The organism is Deltaproteobacteria bacterium (assembly GCA_016210005.1).
Taxonomy (GTDB): domain Bacteria; phylum Desulfobacterota; class Binatia; order HRBIN30; family JACQVA1; genus JACQVA1.
This window is the reverse complement of the sequence record JACQVA010000135.1, coordinates 26,393-51,554: the sequence shown is the minus strand read 5'-3', so window position 1 is coordinate 51,554 and position 25,162 is coordinate 26,393. Positions and strand designations below refer to the sequence as shown.

19 protein-coding genes and 1 other annotated feature are annotated in these 25,162 nt (G+C 66.2%); all 19 genes read left to right on the top strand.

The features are described 5' to 3' along the window. On the top strand, window positions 1–3,275 hold a 3,275-nt coding region (locus HY699_12865; protein ID MBI4516696.1), incomplete at its 5' end, for a thrombospondin type 3 repeat-containing protein. Between the two features lie 283 nt (window positions 3,276–3,558). Next, window positions 3,559–5,094, top strand: coding sequence for a glycosyltransferase family 39 protein (locus HY699_12860; protein MBI4516695.1), 1,536 nt, complete (start codon window positions 3,559–3,561; stop codon window positions 5,092–5,094). 12 nt (window positions 5,095–5,106) lie between these two features. Continuing rightward, window positions 5,107–6,186 carry a glycosyltransferase family 2 protein gene (locus tag HY699_12855; GenBank protein MBI4516694.1) on the top strand — a complete coding sequence of 360 codons (1,080 nt, stop codon included), beginning with the start codon at window positions 5,107–5,109 and terminating at the stop codon, window positions 6,184–6,186. 12 nt (window positions 6,187–6,198) lie between these two features. Next, entirely contained in the window at window positions 6,199–7,416 is a 1,218-nt protein-coding gene (locus tag HY699_12850; protein ID MBI4516693.1) for a glycosyltransferase family 4 protein, read from the top strand. A gap of 60 nt (window positions 7,417–7,476) precedes the next feature. Then, entirely contained in the window at window positions 7,477–8,502 is a 1,026-nt protein-coding gene (locus HY699_12845) for a GDP-mannose 4,6-dehydratase (GenBank protein MBI4516692.1), read from the top strand. Window positions 8,503–8,533: 31 nt separating this feature from the next. After that, window positions 8,534–9,817 carry a hypothetical protein gene (locus tag HY699_12840; protein MBI4516691.1) on the top strand — a complete coding sequence of 428 codons (1,284 nt, stop codon included), beginning with the start codon at window positions 8,534–8,536 and terminating at the stop codon, window positions 9,815–9,817. Beyond that, window positions 9,799–11,004 (top strand): SGNH/GDSL hydrolase family protein, encoded by a 1,206-nt coding sequence (locus HY699_12835; protein MBI4516690.1) that lies wholly within the window; start codon window positions 9,799–9,801, stop codon window positions 11,002–11,004. The genes HY699_12840 and HY699_12835 overlap by 19 nt, the downstream gene beginning before the upstream one ends. Before the next feature lie 37 nt (window positions 11,005–11,041). Then, entirely contained in the window at window positions 11,042–12,229 is a 1,188-nt protein-coding gene (locus tag HY699_12830) for an SGNH/GDSL hydrolase family protein (protein MBI4516689.1), read from the top strand. Beyond that, window positions 11,342–11,401, bottom strand: a sequence feature (possible 16S ribosomal RNA but 16S or 23S rRNA prediction is too short). Its footprint overlaps the gene before it by 60 nt. Window positions 12,230–12,236: 7 nt before the next feature. Further along, window positions 12,237–12,494, top strand: a complete 258-nt coding sequence (locus HY699_12825; GenBank protein MBI4516688.1) for an acyl carrier protein — start codon at window positions 12,237–12,239, stop codon at window positions 12,492–12,494. Next, entirely contained in the window at window positions 12,494–14,029 is a 1,536-nt protein-coding gene (locus tag HY699_12820) for an amino acid adenylation domain-containing protein (GenBank protein MBI4516687.1), read from the top strand. The genes HY699_12825 and HY699_12820 overlap by 1 nt, the downstream gene beginning before the upstream one ends. A gap of 9 nt (window positions 14,030–14,038) precedes the next feature. Further along, entirely contained in the window at window positions 14,039–15,184 is a 1,146-nt protein-coding gene (locus tag HY699_12815) for an acyl-CoA dehydrogenase family protein (protein MBI4516686.1), read from the top strand. Between the two features lie 20 nt (window positions 15,185–15,204). Next, window positions 15,205–16,518, top strand: a complete 1,314-nt coding sequence (locus HY699_12810; protein ID MBI4516685.1) for a glycosyltransferase — start codon at window positions 15,205–15,207, stop codon at window positions 16,516–16,518. A gap of 11 nt (window positions 16,519–16,529) precedes the next feature. Continuing rightward, complete coding sequence (locus tag HY699_12805; protein MBI4516684.1) at window positions 16,530–17,510, top strand: hypothetical protein; 981 nt, start codon at window positions 16,530–16,532, stop codon at window positions 17,508–17,510. Continuing rightward, window positions 17,507–18,364, top strand: a complete 858-nt coding sequence (locus HY699_12800) for a polysaccharide deacetylase family protein (protein MBI4516683.1) — start codon at window positions 17,507–17,509, stop codon at window positions 18,362–18,364. Before HY699_12805 ends, HY699_12800 begins: the two co-directional genes overlap by 4 nt. 21 nt (window positions 18,365–18,385) lie before the next feature. Continuing rightward, complete coding sequence (locus HY699_12795) at window positions 18,386–19,522, top strand: radical SAM protein (GenBank protein ID MBI4516682.1); 1,137 nt, start codon at window positions 18,386–18,388, stop codon at window positions 19,520–19,522. Next, window positions 19,522–20,787 (top strand): oligosaccharide flippase family protein, encoded by a 1,266-nt coding sequence (locus HY699_12790; GenBank protein ID MBI4516681.1) that lies wholly within the window; start codon window positions 19,522–19,524, stop codon window positions 20,785–20,787. Before HY699_12795 ends, HY699_12790 begins: the two co-directional genes overlap by 1 nt. Window positions 20,788–20,793: 6 nt before the next feature. After that, the gene (locus HY699_12785) at window positions 20,794–22,374 is read left to right on the top strand and encodes a hypothetical protein (GenBank protein ID MBI4516680.1); all 1,581 of its coding nucleotides are present in this window, start codon (window positions 20,794–20,796) and stop codon (window positions 22,372–22,374) included. Window positions 22,375–22,394: 20 nt separating this feature from the next. Further along, on the top strand, window positions 22,395–24,125 hold the full coding sequence (locus tag HY699_12780) for a glycosyltransferase family 39 protein (protein MBI4516679.1): 1,731 nt from the start codon (window positions 22,395–22,397) through the stop codon (window positions 24,123–24,125). Window positions 24,126–24,135: 10 nt separating this feature from the next. Next, complete coding sequence (locus HY699_12775; protein MBI4516678.1) at window positions 24,136–25,161, top strand: glycosyltransferase family 2 protein; 1,026 nt, start codon at window positions 24,136–24,138, stop codon at window positions 25,159–25,161. Window position 25,162: the final 1 nt, after the last annotated feature.

The following is a 25,162-nucleotide window of genomic DNA, read 5'->3' as shown; positions in this document are numbered from 1 at the left end:
GCGTCACAAGTAATGATTGCCCTGTTGGGGTTTGCGACGGGTACCTGGACATGCCGTCTAGCCACACCATCGGGGCGCTGAACGCCGACGCCGGGTTTCGCCGAGGGGGGTACTATGGCGAGTACCTGTGGGATACGCCCACTAGTACGTACATCCGCGTGCTCGACAACGCGGGGAGTGCAATGTCGTATGCCGGCGTCAAACTTTACCAGAAGAGCGCGTGTGACAGCGACCACGAGCAGATCGACAACACTCCTGAGATCGCCGGCACTACGGACGAGAACGGGATTATGCGGCTTCCAAACAGGCCAGTGACACCAATGAGCACCCCGACGGCGACGGGTCACCAGATCCGACCCAACCCCTTTGGGCAAATTTACGTCGTCGGAACCAACGGCACGATGCTGGTGAAGATCATCAAAAACAACGAGGAATCGTTTCGCTGGCTCACGTTGTCGGAGCTGAACGTGGCATACTGGTCAGGCAATACGGAAGTGGCAGTTATCACCCTCGGGCCTTGCACACAGGGGCCCGACGAAGATGGCGATGGCGTGCGCGACATGTGCGACAATTGCCGCCCCGGGGCAAGCGCCGCCGGGCGGCAAGCGCATAATCCACAGCAAGCAGACGCTGATGCGGACGGCATCGGCGATGTCTGTGACAACTGTCCGGGCGTTGCGAACGCGGATCAACTCGATGCCGACAGCGACGGCACCGGTGACGCGTGCGATACGTGTACGGACACGGACGGCGACGGCCTTGGGGATCCCGGCTTCTCCGCCAACATATGCCCGACCGACAACTGCCCCACGGTCGCCAACCCGCTCCAGTTCGATTGCGACGGCGATGGCGTCGGGGATGCCTGCGACAGCGAGCCGGACTCGGACGGGGACCAGATCGCTGATGCTTGCGAGCTGACGCAGAACGACCTCTGCGACAACGCCGTCGTGGTCGAGGAGCCGTTCTTCGATGTCCGCAACATCGCCACCGCTACCTCGGATGACGTCCCCGCCGTCCCAAACTCGTGCTGGGCCTCAGGGTGCACCAATACCAAGCGCGGGGTGTGGTACCGCTTCACTCCGCCGTATGACGGTACGGTTGGCGTCGAGGCTGCCATGGGCTACGCACCGGTGGTGGCGGCCCTGCGCGGCGAGTGCATCGCGCCCACCTTCGCCGGCTGCGCCAACGCCAACGGCGGCAACAACAACACCGTGCTGAACTTTAATGTCACGCAAGGCGTGACACAATTGATCTTGGTGACCAATGCCTGCTCGCTGCCCGGCGGCAGCCTTTCGTTCTCGCTGAGTTTCACGCCCATGTGCGCCGGCGACTGCTTGGGAGACGGCGAAGTGACCGTGGATGAACTCGTTGTCGGCGTCAACATCGCCCTCGGCAACCAACCGCTCAGCACCTGCGAGCGGTTTGACCGCACGCTCGACGGTGAGGTGACAGTGGAGGAGCTGGTCTACGCGGTCAATAACGCCTTGAATGGTTGCTTCGCCTGGAGTGGAGCCCCGCAGAGCCCTGGCGGCGGCACTCCGGACGGGCCTACCGGCGGTGATGCCATCAGCGGCGAAACCGGCTTGACCGGTACGGTGCAAATCGGCACCGCATCCGGCGCCCGCGGCAGCACCGCCACGGTGGCAATAAGCGTTGCGGGCGGCGCCGACACGGTATCGGCCGCCCAGCTCGATCTGTTGTTCGATAGCGCCACCTTCGGCACCCCGACCTGTACGATTGATCCCCGGCTGATCGATCACTCGTTGAGCACCTCGTTGCCGGCCGACCCGCCGGCACCGGCAGGGCAGACGCGCTTGCGGCTCCTGGCACTGGATATGAGCAGCGCCGCGACGTTCGGCGACGGCATCGTGGCTAGCTGCACCTTCCCGATCAGCGGCAACGCAGCGCCCGGCGTCTACCCCCTCACGGGCGAGCGCCCACACCTGAGCGATTCCTACGGCGCCAGCATCAACTCGGTCGCGAGCAGCGGCGCAATCACCGTGCTCGGCGCAACCCACACTTCGACTCGCACCTCCACGCCCACCCCGACCGCGACTCCTACGCCCACCCCGCAGATCGTGTTCGCCACGGGCTTTGAGTTCTGTAACCTGGGCCCGACGCAGCACCTGCTTGACCCGTTTGGCGGGCAGGCCGCCGGCGGGGCGTGGTCGGGCTCCGGCGTCAACCCCTCCACCCAACGCACACCGGCACCGCCGGTTGCCACCGATAACTCCTGCTCGGTGAAGTTCGCCCCCGGCACCGGCCAGAGCGAGGAGTTGTACAAGGACATCGGCGGTGCAGCTGCCGGCCAGCACTTCCAGCTGCGCGTGAGCAGCGCGCCGGCCGTACCGCGCATGATCGCGGGCTTTAGTACAGCCTACTGCGGCGGCAGCTGCGCGCTCTACGCCACCGCGGCCGGCGGGGGTGTCGCATTGCAGCTGCACTACGCCGATTCCGGCGGTAGCCTCTACGCCGCGAGCGACACCCTGGCGCTAAACACGTGGTACGAGGTGGCCTTCAACTCCGTGCACAACGGCACCGGGCAAGTGTATGACTGTCTGCCCGGCACGGTCGAGTGCGGGCTGTGGATCAACGGGCAACTGGTGGGCGCGCAGACGCTGGCGCAGGCCAGTGTGTCACCGCAGTTGCGTTACGCCTTCATCGGCGCACCCCGCACCGAAGCCGCGGCGATGGAGTTGTACGTCGACGACTGGGTGCTGCAGAGCGGTGGCAACGGCATGGATCTGCCGGTGCTGCGCCTGCAGGAGTTGGTGCCCAACGGCGATGCCGCCATCACCTGGAGCCGCTCCCCCACCAGCCCGGCGACCAACTGGACCAAGGTGGATGACTTCGCCGCCGCCGGCATGCCCAACAACGACAGCGACTACGTCTACACCACCGTGGTCGAGAACGACCTGTACACATTGAGTGACATCAGTCTAAATCCGGGCGAGACAGTACGGGCGGTGGCGCTGCTGGCAGTGGTGCGCCAAGCCACCACCAGTGCCAACCCGCGGCAACTTGCCACCGGCATTTTCGACGGCACCACCGCCGTGTGGGGACCGAGCATCAACATCGGCGGCATGCTCGGCAGCAACACCAGCTATTGGCCGGCGGTGTACTCGCTCTTCGGCACCCAGCCCAACGGCTCGCCCTGGACACTGGCGGCGCTCAACGCGCTGCGCGGCGGCATCCGCCGCCCCAGCAGCAGCGCCTCCGCCATGCGCTGCACCGCGCTACTGGCCGAAGCCGTCATCGCCCGCCCCGCGCCGTAGTGGGATATGCGGTGCAGGTTTGGCGGCATATCTTGTCTCTGCGCAGACTTCTTGTGACTGAGGGCGGGAGCGCCGTCGAGGGTGCTCTCCGAGCGCGTTCGGGGTGGGCCGGGCAAGCGCGCTCGGAGGCCACGCTCCTCCAGGAGAGCATGGGGAGCACAAGATCTCCGAGCACGTTCCACGTTGCGCGCGCAAGGCTCGGTAAGAGGACCCAGGTCCGGCGTTAACAGCAAGCGGCGCCGGATTACGGCGCGTAAATCGCTCGCTGTCGCGAATATCGCTGATGTCACGCTTTATATCAGCCGTTACAGCTGCTCGGGCCGCCGTATTACCCGAGCGCACGAGAGTGCTGGCGCTGCTGGTGCTGGCAACGGGGCTACGCTTGTACCGGCTGGGTGACGAGAACTTCTGGATCGACGAGGTGCTCCAGGTGCGCGTCGCCTCCCAGCCGCTCGCCACCATCTTCGCCAACTATCACCCCGCGGCCGACCCCGGCCGCTATCAGCAGGCCCCACTCTCGCTCTTGATCACTCATCTCTTTCTCTCCCCCAGCCACGCCGAATGGAGCGCGCGGCTGCCGTCGGCCTTATTCGGAGTGGCCGGGGTGTTTTCCCTCTATCTCGTCGGCCGCGGGCTGTTCGGCCCACCGACGGCGCTGCTGGCGGCGCTGTTGCTGGCCATTTCGCCGCTGGACATATGGTACAGCCAGGAGGCGCGCTGGTACGCCTTGTGGGCGCTGCTGACAACGCTGTCGTACTGGGCGTTGCTGCGTGCCAGCCGCCGCGGCGGGCTACGGGCCTGGATCGCTTACGCCACGCTGACGGTCTTGAATCTCTACACGTTCTTGCTGTCGTTTGCCGTTGCCGGCTTGCAAGCGCTGTCGGCCTGGCGTCTCCAGCGTGCGGGCGCAGCCGGGCGCGGCTTTGCCGTGCGTCTGGCGGTCACGCTGTCGCTGCTGGCCGCCGCCGTCGTGCCGGTTCTCGCCATCGCCGCCACCTACCTGACGCCGCACCCGGCGCCGGCGCGGCCGGGCACATTGGCGGCGCTACCGTTTACCCTGTTCGCCTACGCCATGGGCTTTTCCCTCGGGCCGACCATTGCCGACCTGCATAACAATGCCGGCATGCTGAGCGTCGCCGCCGAGCATCCGATCGCCGCCATCGTGCTGCTACTGGCTCTTACGCTGCTGGCGGCGGGGATTGCACTGGCGTGGCGAACTCCCGGCGCCGGCGACTTACTGCTGCCCTGGCTGGGTGGACCCTTCGTGCTCGCCTTCGCGCTGGCCCTGCTGTTGAACATCAATTATCGCGTCCGCTACGCCTTGGTTGCGCTGCCGGCATTTCTGCTGCTGATTGCCGCCGGCATCACCAGCCTGCGATCCGGGTTATTGCGGGCGGCAGCACTCGCCGCCCTGCTGACCTGCTCGCTGTGGTCGCTCGCCAACTACTACTGGAATCCGCGCTACGACAAGGAGCACGTTGCCGACGTGCTCGCTTATGTAAGGATGACGGGGATCGCCGGGGCTCCGGTTGTCACCGTTGGTGAGATAGGGGTTGCGGCCACCTACTACGGCCTTGGGCTTGCCGTTGTCTCGCTCAACGACTGCCGCGCTGAGTTCAGTCAGCGTGACTCCGCGCGCCTGGCGGACTTTCACCAGCGGCCGGAGCTCTGGCTGCTCAGCGGTCGCGACTGGGAGAACCAGACGCCGGCATGCCGCGCACGCCTGGCCTCCTCGCACGAGACCGTCGCTCTCCGACGATATCCCGGCGTGGACCTCTATCAGCTGCGCCGGCGCGCGCCGGCCGCCGCGCAGGGCTGAGGCAAGCGCGCCATGAGTCACCCACTTGTCCGACTCTCCGTGATTGTGCCGGCGTACAACTGCGCCGCTTTCCTCGATCGCTCTCTGACGGCACTGGCGCGCTCCAGCTTCCGCGACTACGAGTGCATCGTCGTGGATGACGCCTCGACCGATCATTCGCGGGACGTCGCGGCCAAGCATGGCGTGCGCCTACTGGCACTTGGCAGCAACGGCGGTCCGGCGCGCGCCCGCAATCGCGCGGCCGAACAAGCCCGCGGCGAGATTCTCGTGTTCATCGACGCCGACGTGTGCGTACACCCCGACACCCTCGGCCGCATCGACGCCCACTTCCGTGCCCACCCGCAAGTGGAGGCGCTGATGGGTTCGTACGACGACACCCCCGCGCACCGTGGTTTCGTGTCGCAATACAAGAATCTCTTCCATCACTACGTTCACCAAACCAGCCGCTCGCAAGCGTGGACCTTTTGGGCCGGTTGCGGCGCCATCCGGCGCCCGCTGTTCTTGCAGTTCCACGGCTTCGACGAATCCTATCGGCGGCCGTGCATCGAAGACATCGAGTTGGGCTTCCGGCTGGCCGCCAGTGGCCATCGCATCGATCTGGAGCCGGCGGTGCAAGTCACCCACTTGAAGCGCTGGACGCTGTGGAACCTGCTGCGCACCGACGTCCGCGACCGCGGCATCCCCTGGTTCCTGCTCATGCTGCGCGATCGCACCATGCCGGCCGACTTGAACGTGACCCGCACTCATCGCCTCAGCGTCTTACTGGTGTTCGCGTTGGTGGCGGTCGCCGGCGTAGCGCTGGCGGAGCCGTGGCTGCCGCGCTGGTTACCCGCGACACTGCCGTTGCGGCCGATAGCTGCCGGCGCCTTGGCGGCACTGGCGGCGGCGCTGTTCAGCTTGAACTACGACTTCTACCGTTTTTTCCTTCGCAAGCGCGGGCTGCTGTTCACCGCCGGTGTGCTGCCGCTGCACTGGCTCTACTACCTGTACTGCGGCGTCGCAGTGGGCGCGGCGCTGACCTTGCATTTGTGGGACCGAGTCACGGCGCGGCGGCTGCGGTGGCAGCTGTCGGTGCCGCCGGCCGCGCGCTGAGGAGTCAAGCTGATGCGGGTTGGAATCGACGGCGCCTGTTGGCTGAATCGGCGCGGGTACGGCCGCTTCACGCGCGAGTTGGTCGCGGCAATGGTGCCGCTCGACCGCAGCGTGGAGTACACGCTGCTGTTTGATTTCGACGCGGCCGACGCTCCGCCGGCGCCGGAGGGAGTCCGGGTGGTCCGCATTCCTACGCGCCGGCCCGGTGCACGGTCGGCTGCCGCCGACGGGCGCCGTTCACTACGCGACCTGTGGCTGACCTCGCGTGCCATCAGCCGCGAGCGATTCGACGTCGTGTTCTTCCCCAGCGCTTACACCTACGTGCCGGTTACCGGTCCCGGCCGAATTGCGGTGGTCATCCACGACGTGATCGCGGAGGAGTTGCCGCAGCAGGTTTTTGCCACTCGCCGCGCAGCTGCCCAGTGGCGGCTCAAGCTGCTGGCGGCCCGAGCCCAAGCCGACTTGGTTGTGACCGTATCCGAAGCCTCGCGCCAAGGCATCGCGCGCCGCTTCGGCATTACCGCGCAACGTATGCTGGTGATTTCGGAAGCCGCCAACGGCTGCTTCCGCCCCCTCCCGCACGACCAGCGGATGTTGGCGCTGCTGGCTCGCTTGGGGTTGGTTGACCAGCGTTTCGTACTTTACGTCGGTGGCATCAGCCCGCATAAGAACCTGGCGGCGCTGCTTGATGCCTTTGCGGCGCTACGCGCCCAGCCCGAGTACGCAGACTACCGGCTGGTGCTGGCCGGGGATTTCTCCGGCGACGTCTTCTACTCAGCCCATGCGGCGCTGCGCCAACAGAGCGCGCGGCTTCACCTCGACGGCACCGTGTGTTTCACCGGCTACGTCGAGGATGAAGACCTAGCCCTGTTGTACAACGCGGCGGCCGCCTTCGTGCTGCCGTCTTTGCAGGAGGGTTTCGGTCTTCCGGCAATCGAGGCATTGGCCTGCGGCACCCCGGTGCTGGTTAGCGCCCGTGGCGCCCTGCCGGAAATCGTCGCTGAAGCCGGGTTGCTTTTCGAGCCCGAGCGGCCCGGCGAATTGCTGGCCGCGTTGCAGCGAATCACCGGCGATGGCGAGTTGCGGGCCAACCTGCGGCAGCGCGGCCCGCAGCGTGCCGCCCAATTCCGTTGGGAGCGTGCGGGGCAAGATCTCTTGCACGCATTCTACGGTCTCCATAGCGGCGTGGCCGCCGCCCCCGTTGTCGCCGGCGCCCACCCGCTCGGCTGATTGGGCATTACACCGCGGCGCCAACTGGCCCCGCCTGAGCGCGAAGGAGGACACCTCACCATGAGAGCCCTGATAACAGGTGGTGCCGGATTCATCGGCTCGCATCTGGCCGAACTGCTGATTGCGCGCGGTGACGACGTCGCCATCATCGACGACCTCTCGACCGGCGCCATGGACAACATCGCCCACCTCAAAGGTCATCCCCGCTTCACCTATCACATCGACTCCGTCTGCAACCGCCAGCTGGTCGCGGAACTAGTCGATCAATGCGAGGTGGTCTTTCATCTGGCCGCCGCCGTCGGGGTCCAGCTGATCGTTGAGAACCCGGTGCGCACCATCACCACCAACGTCGCCGGTACCGAGGTGGTGCTGCAAATGGCGGCCAAGAAGCATCGCAAGGTGTTGCTCACCTCCACCAGTGAGGTCTACGGCAAGCGCACCGACGTGCCCTTTCGCGAGGACGACGACTTACTCATGGGGCCGCCCACCAAGCGGCGCTGGAGTTACGCCTGCTCGAAAGCGATCGACGAGTTCCTCGCCTTGGCTTACTGGGAAGAGCACAAGGTGCCGGTCATCGTTGCGCGCTTGTTCAACACCGTCGGCCCGCGCCAGACCGGCCGCTACGGCATGGTGATCCCGCGCTTCGTCGAAGCCGCGATCGCTGGGCGGCCGATCAAGGTGTACGGCGACGGGCAGCAACAACGCTGCTTCGCTTACGTCGAAGACGTCGTGCGCATGCTGGTGGGCTTGGCCGAGCATCCCGACGCCGTCGGTCAGGTCATCAACATCGGCAATGATGAAGAGACCACGATCGCCGCGCTCGCCCACCAGGTGCGCGCGCAAGCGCGCTCATCTTCCGACATAGTGTACGTACCGTACGAGGTCGCCTACGGCCTGGGCTTCGAGGATATGCAACGCCGCCTGCCGGACCTGGGCAAGCTCGACGCCCTGCTGTGCGACCGGCCACGCACCAGCTTGCGTGAGATCTTGATCTCGGTCATCGACCACATGACGCGCGAGCGTTTGCCCCGGCGCATTGCTACGCGCGCCGCGCTGGCGGCACCGCCGGCCGCTCCTGCGGCCTGAGCTGCGGCCAACGGGCCGCCAGGACTTCTCCATGCCGGCAACCCCGAGTGTGACTACCGACCCGCGTGCGGCCCACGCCACCCGTGATCCGCTGCGCTTCACCGCGCTGATGGCGCAGCTCGGCGCCTTGCTGCTGGTATTCAAGACGTTTCGCGTCGAAGAGCCGGCGTTTCTGGTATTGGCGGCAACCGCCTTCGGGGGTTTTGCCGTGCACTACTGGTTGCCGTTTCGCTTCAAGGAGCCGTTCTGGATCCTGCTGTCCCTGGGCGGGGCCTTCGTGTTGCTGGAGCACCGCGTGGCGCTCTTGCTGCTGGCCTTCGGCGGGGTGTTCTTCGCCATCCTCGCGGCACCGCTCCCCTATGTCGTCCGTGCCGGCGGCGTGGCCGCGATCTTCGCCGCGCTGCTCTACGGCCGCGCGCTGCACGGCTTCGGCCTGCCGCAGCAATTCTGGCCGGTGTTTGGCGCCCTCTTCATGTTCCGCATGTTGATCTACCTCTACGATCTCCGCCACGGCGGCCAGCGCCCGAAGGTGCGGGACTTCCTGCGCTACTTCTTCCTGCTGCCGAACTACTACTTCGTGCTCTTCCCGGTGATTGACTTCCAAACCCTGCGGCGCAGTTTCTACGCCCGCGACGTCCATGACGTGGCGCAGCAGGGCATTCACTGGATCGTGCGCGGCACCAGCCAGCTACTGCTTTACCGGCTGGTCTATTACCTCAAGCCCGAAGCCACACCGGATACCGTCACCTCCGCGGGCGCGCTGGGGTTGGCAATCGTGACGACGTATCTGCTCTACCTGCGAGTGTCCGGCCAGTTCCACGTCATCGTCGGCCTACTGCACCTGTTTGGTTACGATTTGCCGGAGACCCATCGCCGCTACTTCCTGGCCGGCAGCCTCACCGACTTCTGGCGGCGGATCAACATCTATTGGAAAGACTTCATGGTGAAGTTGGTGTACTTTCCCGCCTACTTCCGGCTGCGCAAGCGTGGCGAGGTGCGGGCGCAGATCGTCGCCACCCTCCTCGTCTTCGTCGTCACTTGGCTGCTGCACATGTATCAGTACTTCTGGCTAACGGGCCAGGTGCTGCTGAGCGGACCGGACGTGCTGTTCTGGATGGTTCTGGGCCTACTCGTCACCGGCAACTTGTTGCTGGAGGCGCGCCGACGGCGCCCGGTGGCGAGCGCGCAGCGTGTTTTCGTGCGCCCGCTCAAGGTCGCCGGCACATTCGCGCTGCTGGCGGTGTTGTGGTCGATGTGGAACGCCCCCAGCATGCGCGCATGGTTTGAGCTGCTCACATGGTGGCAGGTCGGCTAGTGCGCTCGCACTTTTGGGCCAACGCGGTCTGCATCCAAGCGGCCTTGGTACTGCTGCTCGCCGCCTCGCAGCTACCCGCGATCCTGCCCAGCAATGCTGCCGCGGCCGCCGCTTCGGTACTGCATACCCTGAGCCGGCGCGGGCTCAACGAGGAAGACCGCGCGCGCACCACCGCCGGCTATTACGAGGGGCTGATGAACGAAGGCGCCACCATGACCGGCAACCGCATTACCGCGCTGCTCGCCGCCCGCGCCGACAACTGGCACGAGTTCGAGGTGCTGACACGCGTAAATCGCCGGCGCCGCGACTTCCTCTATTACGACTTCAAGCCCAACCTCGAGGTCCCCTACCCGGGCGGGCGGCTCCTAACCAACGATTTCGGCATGGCGGACCAACCCTACACTCTGAACAAACCAGCCCAGGTGCGCCGCCTGGCTCTGGTGGGCGACTCGATTGCGCGCGGCTTCGGCGTCCCCACCGGATATGGCTTCGAGCCGCTGCTGGAAGACCGGCTGAATCGTACGGCGCACGACAACGGCAGGCGTACCTTTGAGATTCTCAACTTCGCGGTGGAAGGATACCGGATCACGCAAATGCTCGATGTCGCCCTCGATCGCGCCAGCGCCTTTGACCCCGACGTCTACCTGCTGGCGTTGACGGACTTGTCGATCAGCCGCACCTGGGGCGATCACCTTGCGCAACTGGTCCATGACGGCATCGACCTGAAGTACGAGTTCCTCACCGCCCTCGCTCGCCACGCACAGCTCGACACCGCCGATGATCGCACCACGTTCACCGCCAAGCTGGCGCCGTACTGCTCACCGGCCGTGCGGGCGGTGTTGTTGGCGTTGCAGAGCCACGCGCAACAGCACGCGGCGGCCCTGGTCGTACTGCTGGTACCGACGGCCGACGACACCCAATTGGTCGCGGCGCGCTTTGCTGACACCGTGCACCTGTTGCAGGACCTCGACATCCCCTTCGTCGATCTACTCGATAGCTTCGCCGGCACGACCGACCTTGCCGCCCTGCGGCTTGGCCCGGGCAACTTCCACCCCAATCGCGCCGGCCATCGCCTGCTGTTCGAAAACCTGCACCGCAAGCTCATGGCTTCAGCGCGCCTGCGCGCCGCCGTGCTGGGTCCCGACGAGGCCACGCAATCGGCCGGCATTGCTAGCGCCAGACCCTGATCGCCGCTCGCCGCACCGCAGAGTGACTCCCAACACCATGTCCATCCGCTTCTGGCGCAGCGCCACCAGCTCGCTGCTTGTACTGACCGTGTTGCTAACGCTGCCACTGCTCGCCTCCATTTTGCCGCACCGGCAGCCAGCTTGGGTCAGCGTGCTAATCGCCACCCTCAGCCGCCGCGGCCTGAATGCAGACGATGACGCTCGCCGCACTGCGGGCTATTATCAGGACCTGCTCAACGTCGGCAGCGCGGCCGGGCATCACTTGACCAACGCGGCCGCCGACGGCGGCGCCTGGCCCCGCGGCGGCAACGCCACTGCTGCCCACCGCCGACTTGCGGGCTTCCTTCGTTACGACTTCAAACCGAACCTCGATCTCACCTTCGCGGGCGACCGCTTGATCACCAACAGCTCCGGCATGGCCGACGAGGAGTACCCGCTCCAGCGACCGCCCAACACGCGCCGTATCGCCCTCATCGGCGACTCGATCGCCCGCGGCTTCGGGGTCGCGCCGGGCGAGCGCTTCGAGGCCCTGCTCGAACACCACCTCAACCAAGAGTACGGTGCGGCCACAGCCCAGCAATTCGAGATTTTGAACTTCGCCGTCGGCGGCTACCGCATCACGCAGATGCTCGACGTGGCGCTGGAGCGAGCCGCGGCGTTTGCCCCCGATGTCTATGCGCTGGCGTTTACCGACCTGTCGGTGATGCGGCGCTGGGGCGACCATCTCGCGCAATTGGTTCACGACGGCATCGACCTGCGTTACGACTTCTTGCGCCAGCTGGCGCGTGAGGCTCGCTTGCAGCCGAGCGACGACATGGTCACCTTCAACGCCAAGTTGGCACCCCATCGCCTCCGCGTGCTGCGCTGGGTCATCGAGTCATTGCAGGCGCACGCGCAGCGCCAGCGCGCCGACCTGCTCGTGCTGCTGGTACCACAGGTCGAGGAGTCGCACTCGGCAGCACCCGGCTTCGGCGACGCCATCGAACTGCTCGAAGAGCTTGAGGTTCCGACCCTGAATCTTCTGGACACTTTCGCCGGCGCCGCCGACCTCAACGAATTCCAGCTGCGTGCGGGCGACGTGCATCCCAACGCCGCCGGGCATCGCCGCCTGCTCGATAACCTTCAGCAAAAGGCCCTGGCCTCGCCCCGGCTCCGGGCGATCGTGCTCGGCCCGGGCGCGCCCGTCCAACAAGCCAGCCGCAACCGAGCGCCGCGGCATCCGTGAGGCTGTCATGAGCGACATCAAGGAAGTAATCCGCTGCTACATTCTCAGTGAGTGTCTTCCCGGCGAATCGCCGGCCAACCTGCGCGATGACACGCCGTTGCGTACCAGCGGCGTGCTCGACTCGATGGCGACGTTGCGCCTGGTAACCTTCGTCGAAGAGCAATTCGGTATCGAGGTCGACGCGCACGAAGCGAGCGTGGAAAACTTCGACCGTATCGAGGACATCGCCGCATTTGTCGGGCAGAAGCGCGGCGGGCGCGCCTGATGGACAAGACAGTGACCCATCTGGCTGAGTATCTCGAGCGCAGCGCCGCGCGCGCCCCCGATCGCCCGGCGGTGGTTAATCCCGGCGGCTCCGCCATTAGTTACGGCGAGCTGAACGAGCGCGCCGAACACCTCGCCGCCAGGCTACGAGCGGGAGGAGTCGTCCCCGGGGATCGCGTCGGCATCCTCTTGCCGAAGAGCATCGACAGCGTGGTGGCGATCTTCGCCATCCTCAAGGCGGACGCGGCCTATGTGCCGGTCGATGCGACAGCGCCCCGCGAGCGGATACACACCATTCTGCACGATTGCCAGGTCCGCAGCGTTGTAAGCAACAATGCCGGCGCCGACCTCTTCGCCGCCGATCCGGAGCCGAGGCTGCAAATGTTGCTGCTCGGGGAGCACAGCCTCTCGCCCGAGCGCGCCGGCGATCCGCCCTACGCCAGGCGGAGCGAGGGTCTGGCCTACATTCTGTACACCTCCGGATCGACGGGCGTACCCAAAGGCGTGATGCTGTCGCACGCCAACGCCATCAGCTTCATCGAGTGGTGCTCGGACACCTTCACGCCCGACGGCAATGACCGCTTCAGCAGCCATGCGCCGTTCCATTTCGACCTCTCGGTCTTCGATCTGTTCGTCGCCATCAAGCATGGCGCGACGGTGTTTCTGATCTCGGAGGAGGTGAGCAAGAGCCCGCAGCAGCTCGCCCGCTTCGTTGCCGAGCAGCGACTGACCATCTGTTACGCCACCCCATCGGTGCTGGCGATGCTGGTGGAATTCGGCGGACTTAATCGTCTCGACTTCAGCGCGCTGCGGCTGGTGTTGTTTGCCGGCGAGGTCTTTCCGGTCAAGCACCTGCGCCGGCTGCTCGAGCTGTGGCCGCGGCCGGCGTACTTCAACCTCTACGGGCCGACGGAAACCAACGTATGCACCTTCTGGCGCATTCCGCCCGCCATCCCGCCCGATCGCACCACGCCCTACCCGATTGGGCTTCCGTGCACTCATTGTGACACCGTGGTTCTGAACGACGCGCTGGCGCCGGTGCAGCCGGGCGAGGAGGGACTGCTGTACGTGGCGGGGCCGGCGGTGTTTCAAGGTTACTGGAATCGCCCCGAGCAGACCCGGGCGGTGTTGATCGAGCGTGCCGGACGGCGCTGGTACAACACCGGCGACGTCGTCCGTGAAGACAATGACGGCAGCTTGCTCTACCTCGGACGGCGCGACCGCATGGTGAAGCGGCGCGGCTACCGCGTCGAGCTGGGCGAGATCGAAAGCGCGCTCTACCGCCACCCCGAAATCCGCGAGGTCGCCACCACGGCGCAGGCCGACGCCAACGCCGGCATCAAGATCGTCGCTCACGTGGTGCCGCGCAGCGGGGCCAAGCCGACGATCATCTCACTCAAGCAGTTTTGCGCGCAGCAGCTGCCGGCCTACATGGTTCCCGACGTCTTCGCCTTTCGCGACGCGCTGCCGCACACGTCGACCGACAAGATCGACTACCAGACCCTCGCCCGCGCCCTGGGTGCGCCCGGCGCGTGACAGCCGGTTATGAATCTCGACCTCACCGAATCACAACAGCAGTGGCAGGCGGCGGCGATCGCCTTCGCCCGCGCCAAGCTCAGCGCCGACATGATCGCGCGCGACCGCGACGAACAGTTCAGCCTCGAGGGCTGGCGCCAGTGCGCCGAATTCGGGGTCCAGTCCATGCCCATCCCGAAGGAGTACGGCGGCCTCGCTCTCGGCATCACCGAAGTCATCGCCGTGATGGAAGGGCTGGGCTACGGCTGCCGCGACCAAGGGTTGCTGTTCTCGATCAACGCCCATCTGTGGACGAATTCGATTCCGATCTTGCTCCACGGCGATGCCGCGCAACGCCAGCGCTACCTCCCCGGCCTGGGCAACGGCACGCTGATCGGTGCCAATGCCGCCAGCGAACCCGAGGCCGGCTCGGACGTGTTTGCGCTGCGCACACGCGCCGAGCGCCGCGGCGACCGCTACGTGCTCAACGGCGCCAAGATGTTCGTCACCAACGCCCAGGTGGCGGATCTCATCGTCGCCTACGCCACCATCGATCCTGCGCTCGGGCCGATGGGCATCACCGCCTTCATCATCGAGCGCGGCACCCCCGGCCTGGTGATCGGCAAGCCGCTGGAGAAGATGGGGCTGCGAACCTCGCCGATGGCCGAAGTGATTTTTGACGACTGCGAGATCCCGGCGGCGAACCGCTTGGGCCGCGAGGGCCGCGGCGTCGCCGTCTTCGAATGCTCCATGGAATGGGAGCGCGGCTGCATCCTCGCCAGCTGTCTGGGGGTAATGCGCCGGCAGCTGGAAAGCTGCCTCGATCACGCCCGCCAACGCCGGCAGTTCGGCGCCCCGATTGGGAAGTTCCAAGCCGTCGCCCACCGCATCGTCGACATGAGCGTGCGCCTCGATACCGGGCGCTTCCTGGTCTACCGCATCGGCTGGCTCAAGGAGCGCAACCAGCCGGCATTGCGCGAATCCGCCATGGCCAAGCTCTATGTCTCCGAGGCCTTCACCCAATCCTGCATCGACGCCGTGCGGCTCCATGGCGGCTACGGCTACATGACCGAGATGCAGATCGAACGTGATCTGCGCGACGCGATGGCCAGCACGCTCTACTCCGGCACCTCCGACATCCAGCGCAACATCATCGCCAAGTGCCTCGGAATTTAGCCCAGCGTGAGCCCGTTGCCATGACCGCCGAGTCGCCGCTGCGCTTCTGCCTCGTCACCACCTTCTACCCGCCGTACAACTTCGGTGGCGACGGGGTCTACGCCCACCGGCTGGCCAACGGCCTGGCCCGGCGCGGGCACCAGGTGACGGTGTTGCACAGCCCTTCAGCGTACGAGTTGTTGGCCGGCCGACAACCTACGAACCAGTACCCGGATCATCCGAACGTGACGGTACATCCGGTGCCAACGCCGCTCGGCAAGTGGGGCTTGCTAGCGGTGCAGCAAACCGGCCGGCCGGGCCTGCAAGCGCCGGCGCTGCGGCGCTGGCTCGACGGCGGCAGCTTCGACGTCATTCACTACAACAACGTCTCGCTGCTCGGCGGGCCGCACGTCTTTCGGTACGGCCGCGGCCTCAAGCTGTGCACGTTGATCGAACACTGGCTGGTTTGCCCGATGCACGTGTTGTGGAAGTTCGGCCGCGAAGTCTGTACCAAGCCCAGCTGCCTGCGCTGCCAGCTGGCAGGACGCCGGCCGCCGCAGCTCTGGCGCCACACCGGCTTGATGCGCCGGGCGACGCGCCATATCGACGCCTTCCTGGGCCCGAGCGAGTTCACCATTGCGATGCACCGGGCGCGCGGCCTGCGCGGCACGATGATTCAGTTGCCGCTCTTCCATCCTGAACCCGAGGCCGGGCCGGCTTTGGCGCGCAACCCCAAGGTAGAGCGACCGTATTGCCTCTTCAGCGGGCGGCTGGAGCGGATCAAAGGGGTGCAGGTCATCATCCCGGTGTTCCGCGCGCTGCCGGATGTCGACTTGCTGATTGCCGGCACCGGCGACTTTGAGAGCGAGCTACGCGCAATGGCGGCGGGAGCAGCGAACATCAAGTTCCTCGGCCGTATCGACCATGACCGGCTACAGGCCTGCTATCGCGGTGCGCTCGCCACGGTGGTGCCGTCACTGTGTTACGAAACCTTCGGCCTGATCGTGGCGGAATCCTTCTCCACTTGCACGCCGGTGATCGTCTACGCCCAAAGCTCGCTGGAGGAACTGGTGCGTAGACACGGAGGCGGGTTGTTGTATCGCAGCCCGGACGAGCTGCGCGCCGCCGTCGTGCAGCTGCAGGGCGACCCGGCCCTGCGCGCGCGCCTCGGCGCTGAGGGCCGGCGCGCCTACGAGGCGGAATTCGCCGAGCCGGCGTTCTTGGATCACTACCTCGGCGTGACGCGCGCTTTGCTCGCCCAGAAACGCGCCGGCTTGCCGTTGACGCTGCCCGGTAATGCGCCCAACCTCCAGCGCGTCGCCGGCCAACCGGCGTTCCTGACCTCCGAATCGTAGCACCAGCACGTATGACGACAGCTCCGCGCCCAATCGCACTGTCGGTGATCATCGCCGTCGTCGGCGGCAAGGACTGCTTGCGCCGCTGCCTGGCGGCGTTGTGCCCGCAGATCGATTTCAGCGAACACGAGATCATCGTCCCCTACGATCACTGGTCCCGCGAGGTTGCCGAGCTGCACAGCGAGTTTCCGGCGGTCCGCTTCCACGAGATCCGCGACGCCGCGACGGCACCTGCGCCGTCACTGCGGGCATTCGCGCATCAGCGCTACGATTGCCGGCGCGCGGTCGGGCTGGGCTTGGCCCGTGGAGAACTGCTTGCGCTCACGGAAGACTACGCCGTGCCGGCTGCGGATTGGTGCCGCCGAGTCCTGCAGGTGCACGAGCAGCCCTACTCAGTCATCGGCGGCGCAATCGACAACGGCGTCGACCGGGCGCTCAACTGGGCGCTTTACTACTGCGACTTCGGCCGCTACGGCCGGCCGCTGACACCGCAACCCGCGGCGTACGTCTCCGACGTCAACGTGGCCTACAAGCGCAGCGCGCTCGAAGCGGTACGCGCGCTTTGGTGCGAAAGCTACCACGAGACCAGCGTGCACTGGGCGCTGCAAGCGCGTGGCGAGGTGCTCTTCCTCGATCCGCGACTGGTGGTGCAGCAACATCGCCCGCCAATCAGCTTCCGCCGGGCCTATCGCGAACGGATCGACTGGGGGCGCGCGTTTGCCCAGACGCGGGCGGCCGCTGGTAGCGGCTGGCGGCGGTTGGTGTACGCGGCCAGCGCCCCCCTGCTGCCGGTGTTGCTCTTGGCCCGCGCGGTGCACCACATGGGGCGCCAGGGCCGGTCGATCGCGCAGATGACCACGACGATCCCGCTCGTGTTTGGCCTACTCACCGGCTGGGCGTGGGGAGAGTTCTTGGGATATGCTGCGACCGCTCGCGGCCCGCAGCCCGATGCAGCAGCGCCGGCCGCCGGGGTACAACCGGCCACTCGATGATGACGCAGCCGCTGCCCATTGCCGGCGCGCGACAGTTCGCCGAGTCGGTGAATTCGAGCCCAATTCCGGTGCCGATTCTCACTTACCACTCTCTCGACAACAGCGCCTCGGCTATTTCCGTGGCTCCAAGTGCCTTCGGGGATCAGATGGACTGCCTGGCGGACATCGGTGCCCGCGGCATCTCGCTGGCTGATGCCGCAGCCCACCTTGCGGCCAACGGCGCTTGGCCGGAGCGCTGCGCGGTCCTCACCTTCGACGATGGCTATGCCAACACTTACGAAGTTGCGCTCCCGATACTGGCTCGTCACGGCTTTAGCGCCACGGTTTTCGTGGTAACCGGTTTCGTCAATCGGACCATCGACTGGCGCTGGCCCGGGCGCTGGCAGCGGCAGCCTGCACCGCTGACCTGGAACCAGGTCCGCGAGTTTTGCGCTGCCGGCCTCGAAATCGGCTGTCACACGGTCACACATCCGGACCTGCGCTGGCTCTCGCCCGCCGCGGCTGAGGACGAGATCGTCGGCGCCCGCAACGAGATCGAGGATCGCATCGCACTGCCGGTGGAAACTTTCGCCTATCCGTTCGGCTTGGTGGGCGCTGCCGCCAGCAGCATCGCCCGGCGGGAGTTCCGTGCGGCCTGCACCACCGAACTACAACGAGCCCGGCGCCAGCCTTTGTGGGCGCTGCCACGCGTCGACATGTACTACATCCGTTCCACGGAGTTGCTCACGCGCCTGATCCACGGCCGGCTCGACCGCTATCTCGCCGCACGCCGCTGGGCCCGCCGGCTGCGCCGCACCGTGCTCCCCCGCGCTTTCGCAGCCGGGGGCAGGCCCACGCGCGCACAGATGTCCTGACGAGAAGAAGGAAGGCGCTGCATGCATGCCCTGACACGCGTCGCCAAGCACGCCCGGCTGATCTGGCAGAACCTGAGCATTCCGGCCGTGCCCAGTCCGCCGTTCGTGATCCTGTTCATCAACTCGATCTGCAACATGAAGTGTGAGCACTGCTTCTACTGGCAGAACCTCAACCGCCGTGACGATCTGACCTTCGAGGAGTTGGTCGCCCTGTCCAACGATCTCGGGCACATCGAGAATCTCAATCTCTCCGGGGGCGAGCCGTTCTTGCGCAAGGAGTTCGGCGCAATCTGCCGCCAATTCATCCGCGCCAACGGTGTCAAGGAGATCTACGTTCCGACCAACGGCTACTACACCGAGCGCACGGTCGAACAGATTCGCGAGACGCTCAAGGAGCCGAGCCTGCGTCTGTTCGCCGTGGAGTTCTCGCTCGACGGTATGCCGGAGTTTCACGACCGCTTCCGTGCCACCAAGAACGCATTCGCCAAAGCCATGGAGACCTACGACGCCCTGGCGGCGTTGCAGCGGGATGATCCGCGGCTCCAGCTGCATGCGATTTCGACGGCGACGGCGGACAACATGGAGGAGATTCGCCGGCTGACGACCTATTTGTTCGAGCGCTGTCCGCACATAGCCCACCACAACTTGGCTTTGATCCGCGGCGATCGGAAGAACCCGTCACTGCGTGGCCCACAGCTGGCCGAGTACCAAGCCCTCTATGAGTACTTGCGCGCGTTGTGGGCGCCGCGCGAACGCCGGCGCTACGGCGCTATCGTCGAACCGATGTTGCAGTGGGCCAAGGTCAAGACCGCGCAAGAGCAGCGCCAGGTGATTCCTTGCCGCGCCGGGGTGCTGAGCGCGGTGGTTTACTCCAATGGCGACGTGAGCGCCTGCGAAACGCATTTACCCCTCGGCAATCTGCGGCAGCAATCATTCCAGGAGATTTGGCGCTCGCCCGCGGCCGCGGCACTGCGGCGTTCGATCTGCGCCAAAGACTGTCACTGCACCAATGAGATCTTTCTCTGGCCGAGCATCACCTTCCAGCCGCTGCAGTTGTTGCGCGTTCTGGCAGGAAGTAAGGCCTGGCGGCCGTTTCCGCCGCTGGCAGACTTGGGCTCGCGGCCGGCCAGCGATGCCGCGACCGCGCACACGCCGTGATGAAACTACTGCGGAACTTTCTTTCGTTGGCTGGGGCGGAGCTGGCCGGCAAGCTGCTCACGTTCGCAGCCTTCGCTTACCTCGCTCGCATCGCCGGCCCGGAGGGCTTTGGCATCGTGGAGTTTGCGGGCGCGGTGCTACTGTGTGCCGGCCTGATCGTCGATCAGGGTTTCGGCCCTTACGGAGCGCGCGAAATTGCGCGTGAGCCGGCGCACACCCCCGCGCTGGTCGCGGAGATCGTCGGTGCGCGCGTCATCCTCGCACTCGCGGCCTACGCTGGGGTCATTCTGTTCGCCTGCCTGCTGGATCGCTCGACCATCCTGACACAGCTGCTGCTGATCTACGGGGTGAGTCTGCTGGCAACACCGTTCCTGCTGCAGTGGGTGTTTCAGGGCCACGATCGGATGAACACCGTGGCCACGGTGCAGGTGATTCGTGCGGCGGTGTTCGCCGCGCTCGTGTTCGTCTTCGTGCGCGACGCCGGGCAGCTGTTGCGGGTCGCCGCCGCCGAGGTAATCGCGGTGAGCAGCGCCGCCGGGTACGGCACCTGGAGGTATTGGCGGCACTTTGGTGCTGCGGTTCGGGCGCGGATCACGTTCTCGCCGCGTCTGTTTCGCGAGGGCGTTCCGATCGGCCTGAGCCAGCTGTTCTGGGTGGTGCGCATGTCGGGCGCCACGCTGATCCTCGGGCTCGTGGCTTCGGCGGAAGATGTCGGGTTCTTTGCCGGCGCGTTGCGCATCCTGCTGGCCGCGCACACCTTCGTCTGGCTGTATTTTTTCAACCTCCTGCCGTCGCTGGCGCGGGCCTGGCAGCAGGGCCCGCGCCCCTTTGCGCAGCTCATTCACGGCTCTCTGCGGGCAGTGACATGGGGCAGCGTGGTGGCCGGGGCCGCCTGGGTGTCGGTGTCACCGGCGGTCATCACCACGGTATACGGCGCCCGCTTCGCGCCGGCGGCCTCCGTGCTGCAGTGCTTAGCTGGAGTGTGTGTGATCGCGGCGCTGAGCGGGCACTACCGCTTCGCGCTAATTGCCGCCGGCCGGCAAGGCGCAGAAATGCTGACGGCGGCCTGCGGCGCCGCTACCGCGGTAGTGCTGATCCCCGTAGGGTACACGAGCGCGGGAGTCACTGGCGCAGCCCTCGCCCTGCTCGCCGCGGAGGCGGTGGTGTGGCTGGCGGCATGGTGGTGCAGCCGCCGCCTGCTTGGACTGCAGGGTTACGCGGCCATGCTGGCTCGCCCGGTGTTGGACGCAGCCGCACAACGGTAGATCACGATGACCCATCTCGTCACTGCGGCCGGAGCGGAGTCGGCCTCGGCCCGGCATACCTCGCGCGGCATTGCCGTACGCCTGTTTCTCACCTGTTGGCTGGTGTTCGCGCTGCACTTCGCCACCAACACCGTGCGTGAGATCTACCCGGCGTTGACTCTCGGCGATCATTTCAGCCTCGATGTTTCAGAGTATCTCGACTTTCATCCGGACATCTTCGCGGTACCGGGTCGGGGCGCGTTTATCAACAACAATCCCGGCGTCTCGATGCTAGGAGCGATTCCGTACTTGCTGACCCGTCCGCTGATCGACCGGCTGGTCCAGCGGCAGCTACGCGTCCGCGCCGCCAGCGGCGCAGCCCCGGCGCACTATGACACCATTTATCCGATGGCGAGGGAGTTTCATCGCAAGGCGCAGGAACGCGGCCTCGAGCTCAAATTCGGCTTGGCGGCGGCGGTGATGCAAGCCCTTTGCATGGCTCCCCTATCCGCTCTGAGCGTGGTGGTGATGTTCCACATTCTCACCAGCCTGAACGTCGCGGCGCGCGCCGCGGCGGCGCTGGCGCTGCTCTACGCCGTCGCCACGCCCGTGCTCTATCGCACGGCGCAGCTCAACCAGAACGTGGTCGTCGGTCACTTCGCGCTGTTCGCCTTCGCGCTCTTGTGGCGGCCGTGGGATGACCCGCGCGCGCCCCGGCAGCCCCGATATTGGCTCGCCGGCCTGCTCAGCGGCGCCGCGCTCCTCTGTGACTACAGCGGACTCATAGTGCTGCTGGCGCTGGGATTCTACGCGCTGGCGCGCCGGCGGGCATTGCCGCTGGCGCTGCGCTCGCGTGCGGACATCCCGTTCTTCGCAGCCGGCGCTAGCATCGGCATCGCAGTGCTGCTGGCCTCACAGTGGCTCTGCTTCGGCCATCCACTCTATCCGGCGCAGCACTACATGCCGCCCGCGCACTTCTCCGATCTCGGTTACCACGGGATGGCCTGGCCGCAGTTGGACTTGGCCTGGGCCACCGCCTTCGACATGCGTTTCGGCCTGTTCACCTCCGCTCCCTTGCTACTGCTCGCACTCTATCCGCCCGCCTGGCGGCACGGCGGCGGCCTCGGCCTTCGAGAACGGGCGTGCATCGCCGGCCTGTGCGTACTGTTCTTCCTCTTTTGCAGCGCCAATCAGTACGGGCGTATGCAATTCAACTGCGGTGTACGGCACATCGTGCCGGTCGTGCCGTTTCTGTTTCTGATTGCCGCCGGGGCGCTGCGAGGCCTGCCCACTGCGGTAGCCGCCGGTATCGCCATTGTCACCGCATACTGGTCCTGGTGCCTAGCCATGTACCGCGACGTCGAACAAGGCCTGGGTGTATTCGAGAGTTTGATTCACGTTACCTCAGAAGGACTGAGACTGCCGTGGCTCACAACCGCTGAGCACATGGGCTACCTGCCCCCGGGCCTGCTGGCCACACCGCTGCTGCTATTGTCGGGCGCGCTGGTGTGGGGGTTATGGCGCGTGAAGAGACTGCCGTTACGCCCGCGGCGTCGCTTCGGGGCCCGGCCGCTCGCTTCAGCGCGTCGTGAGCCGGCGCGCTTCTAGATTCTGCAACCCACGTTAATATGGCGCTCTTTCGTCTCACCGTAACCGGTCTCGGGGTGCTGCTGCTGGCACTGGCTGCGCTCGTCGATGGCCCGGCAATTGAGCGCGCCCTACTGGGCCAGGCCACCGGCGCCCTGAGTTGGGGGCCGGCGCTGTTTCGGCTCTTGTGCGCCGCGCACGGTGCGGCACTGCTGGGCGCCGCCGCCATCGGCAGCGCACGCCAGCCGGCCAGTGCCCTTCCGGCGCGCGACCGGCGGCCGTGGCTGCTACTGACGGGGCTGAGCGTGGTCGCCCTGGTCTTGCGCTGTTACCAGCTGAACTCGTGTTTGTGGTTCGACGAAGTGCTCACGCTGGTGGACTTCGTGCGCTCACCGCTCGGGCAGATCGTGACGACTTTCCCGTCACAGAACCAGCATATGTTGTTCTCGATCTTGGCGCACGCATCGATCAGCATTTTCGGCGAGAGTGCGTGGGCGCTGCGCCTGCCGTCGGTCGTGTTCGGCGTCGCCAGCCTGTGGGCGTTGTTTCTGCTGGGCCGGCGGATCGCCGGCACGCGCGAGGCACTGCTCGCATGCGCGGTACTAGCGGTATCGTATCATCACGTCTGGTTCTCGCAGAACGCGCGCGGGTACATGGGGCTGATGTTCTTCTCCACGCTAGCGACCTGGCTGTGGCTGCGAGCGTTGGAGTCCCCCCACTGGCGCTGGCCGCTCGCTTACGCGCTCACGGTAGCGCTCGGGATGTGGATCCACATGACGATGCTGTTTGTGCCGGCCGCCCATGGCCTGCTGTCCGCGGTGTTTCTGCTCCGCACTAACTTCGGGGCCAGGCGCACGCCGCTTGCTGCCGGCGCGGCCCGACTGCTAGCGGCCGGCGTGCTCGCGCTGACCCTGACGTTACAACTGTACGCGCTGGCGCTGCCGCAGTTTTTTCGCACCGCGCTGCACGAAGTCTCGCTGCCGTCGGAATGGACCAATCCACTTTGGGTAGTCACAGAGAGTTTGCGCAGCCTGCGTCTCGGCTTCGGACTCGAGGCTATTCTAGCCGCCGGCGCCGGGGTGGCACTAACCGGCTGGCTGAGCCTGACCCGGCGCAACTGGCTGGCCGGTTTTGCCCTGGTACTGCCCGCCGTCATGGGGGGGGCCGGCATGCTCGTACTCGGCCACAACCTCTGGCCGCGATTCTTCTTCTTCGCCATCGGCTTCGCCCTGCTGATTGCGGTGCACGGTACCATGAGCGCCGCGCGGCTGGCGGCGCTCGCGGCCGGCGCCGGTGAGCGAGCGGGGCGCGCCGTCGGTACCGCAGTCGTCGGCCTGCTGATCGTGGCCTCGCTCCTGTCGCTGCCGCGGGCTTACGCGCTGCCCAAACAGGATTTCGCCGGCGCCCGCCACTACGTCGAGCAGCGGCGCGGTCCCGGCGATGCGGTGGTGGCGGTGGGTTTGGCCGGGGTCGCCTACCAGCGCTACTTCGCCCCCCACTGGCAAGTCGCTGAGACGGGGGACGAGCTGGAGGCGCTGCGGCGGGCGCACCCGGGGTTGTGGCTGGTGTACACCTTGCCGATCGAGCTCAAGGCCTACCGGCCCGAGATCTGGGAGGTCATTGAGCGAGACTTCGAAATTGCCCAGGTGTTTCCAGGCACTCTGGGTGACGGCGCCGTCAACGTCTGCCGGGCGCGCCGCTCCCTCGTTAACACCGGTAGTGACGTTCCGGGTGCGGCGGCGGCGCCGGCTGACGACTGGCGCAACAGCTGAGGAGAACACGATGGCTCAACGAGTGACAGTGGTTATTCCCGCATATAACGAGGAGGTCGCGGTTCGCGACGTGATCGCGGAAGTGCGCGAGCACTTGCGCCAGCACGACCTCGAAGCCGAGATCGTCGTGGTCGATGACGGCTCGAGCGACGCCACCGCGGGATCGGCGCGCGCCGCCGGCGCCCGCGTGATCCAGCACCGCAGCAACCGCGGCTACGGGGCGGCCTTGAAAACCGGCATTGCCGCCGCCAGCAACGATCTGATCGCCATCATCGACGCCGACGGCACCTATCCCGCGGCGCGCCTGCCCGAGTTGTTCGCCGGACTCGAACATGCTGACATGGTGGTCGGGGCCCGAACCGGAACCAGCGTGAAGATCCCGACCGCGCGCCGACCGGCGAAATGGTTTCTCAACCGCCTGGCCAATTACGTGTCTAACGCCAGTATCCCCGACGTCAACAGCGGCCTGCGCGCCTTCCACCGCGAGGTGGTGATGCAATACTTCCCGATGCTGCCGGACCAGTTCAGCTGGACGACCACGATCACGCTGGCGATGCATTGCGATAAGTACGCGGTCAGCTACCTCCCCATCGACTATCGCCAGCGCCAGGGGGAATCCAAGATCGTACCGTGGGACGCCGGGGCTTTTGCCATCTTGATCTTGCGCACGGCGATGCTGTTCCGCCCGCTGCGCGTGTTCCTGCCGCTGGTGATTGCCTGTTTCGCGTACGGGCTGATCAAGATGAGCGTCGACCTGCTGCGTGATCCCAACATTTCGGCGTCGGCGATCTTGGCGTTCTTGAGTGCTTTGCAGCTGCTGCTGATCGGCATGTTGGGCGACGCGGTCGCGGCCCGCCTGGGAAGGCTCAGCCCGAACGCCGCCTTCGGCGTGCAACCCAAGGAACTGACCGCAGGCGGCGAAGCGCTTGCGGCGCCACCAAGCGGAGACAGCACCCGCTCATTCCGCGGCGAGCGCGAGGGCGAAATCACGCCTTTGCGCCGCAGTACGCTGCGCCGCGATCGGCTGGCGCGTTGAG

What these genes read in the sequence shown, in the direction of transcription:
- HY699_12860 (MBI4516695.1), top strand. Translation starts at nt 3,559, where the DNA reads ATGTCACGCTTTATATCAGCCGTTACAGCTGCTCGGGCCGCCGTATTA.
- HY699_12855 (MBI4516694.1), top strand. Translation starts at nt 5,107, where the DNA reads ATGAGTCACCCACTTGTCCGACTCTCCGTGATTGTGCCGGCGTACAAC.
- HY699_12850 (MBI4516693.1), top strand. Translation starts at nt 6,199, where the DNA reads ATGCGGGTTGGAATCGACGGCGCCTGTTGGCTGAATCGGCGCGGGTAC.
- HY699_12845 (MBI4516692.1), top strand. Translation starts at nt 7,477, where the DNA reads ATGAGAGCCCTGATAACAGGTGGTGCCGGATTCATCGGCTCGCATCTG.
- HY699_12840 (MBI4516691.1), top strand. Translation starts at nt 8,534, where the DNA reads ATGCCGGCAACCCCGAGTGTGACTACCGACCCGCGTGCGGCCCACGCC.
- HY699_12835 (MBI4516690.1), top strand. Translation starts at nt 9,799, where the DNA reads ATGGTGGCAGGTCGGCTAGTGCGCTCGCACTTTTGGGCCAACGCGGTC.
- HY699_12830 (MBI4516689.1), top strand. Translation starts at nt 11,042, where the DNA reads ATGTCCATCCGCTTCTGGCGCAGCGCCACCAGCTCGCTGCTTGTACTG.
- HY699_12825 (MBI4516688.1), top strand. Translation starts at nt 12,237, where the DNA reads ATGAGCGACATCAAGGAAGTAATCCGCTGCTACATTCTCAGTGAGTGT.
- HY699_12820 (MBI4516687.1), top strand. Translation starts at nt 12,494, where the DNA reads ATGGACAAGACAGTGACCCATCTGGCTGAGTATCTCGAGCGCAGCGCC.
- HY699_12815 (MBI4516686.1), top strand. Translation starts at nt 14,039, where the DNA reads ATGAATCTCGACCTCACCGAATCACAACAGCAGTGGCAGGCGGCGGCG.
- HY699_12810 (MBI4516685.1), top strand. Translation starts at nt 15,205, where the DNA reads ATGACCGCCGAGTCGCCGCTGCGCTTCTGCCTCGTCACCACCTTCTAC.
- HY699_12805 (MBI4516684.1), top strand. Translation starts at nt 16,530, where the DNA reads ATGACGACAGCTCCGCGCCCAATCGCACTGTCGGTGATCATCGCCGTC.
- HY699_12800 (MBI4516683.1), top strand. Translation starts at nt 17,507, where the DNA reads ATGATGACGCAGCCGCTGCCCATTGCCGGCGCGCGACAGTTCGCCGAG.
- HY699_12795 (MBI4516682.1), top strand. Translation starts at nt 18,386, where the DNA reads ATGCATGCCCTGACACGCGTCGCCAAGCACGCCCGGCTGATCTGGCAG.
- HY699_12790 (MBI4516681.1), top strand. Translation starts at nt 19,522, where the DNA reads ATGAAACTACTGCGGAACTTTCTTTCGTTGGCTGGGGCGGAGCTGGCC.
- HY699_12785 (MBI4516680.1), top strand. Translation starts at nt 20,794, where the DNA reads ATGACCCATCTCGTCACTGCGGCCGGAGCGGAGTCGGCCTCGGCCCGG.
- HY699_12780 (MBI4516679.1), top strand. Translation starts at nt 22,395, where the DNA reads ATGGCGCTCTTTCGTCTCACCGTAACCGGTCTCGGGGTGCTGCTGCTG.
- HY699_12775 (MBI4516678.1), top strand. Translation starts at nt 24,136, where the DNA reads ATGGCTCAACGAGTGACAGTGGTTATTCCCGCATATAACGAGGAGGTC.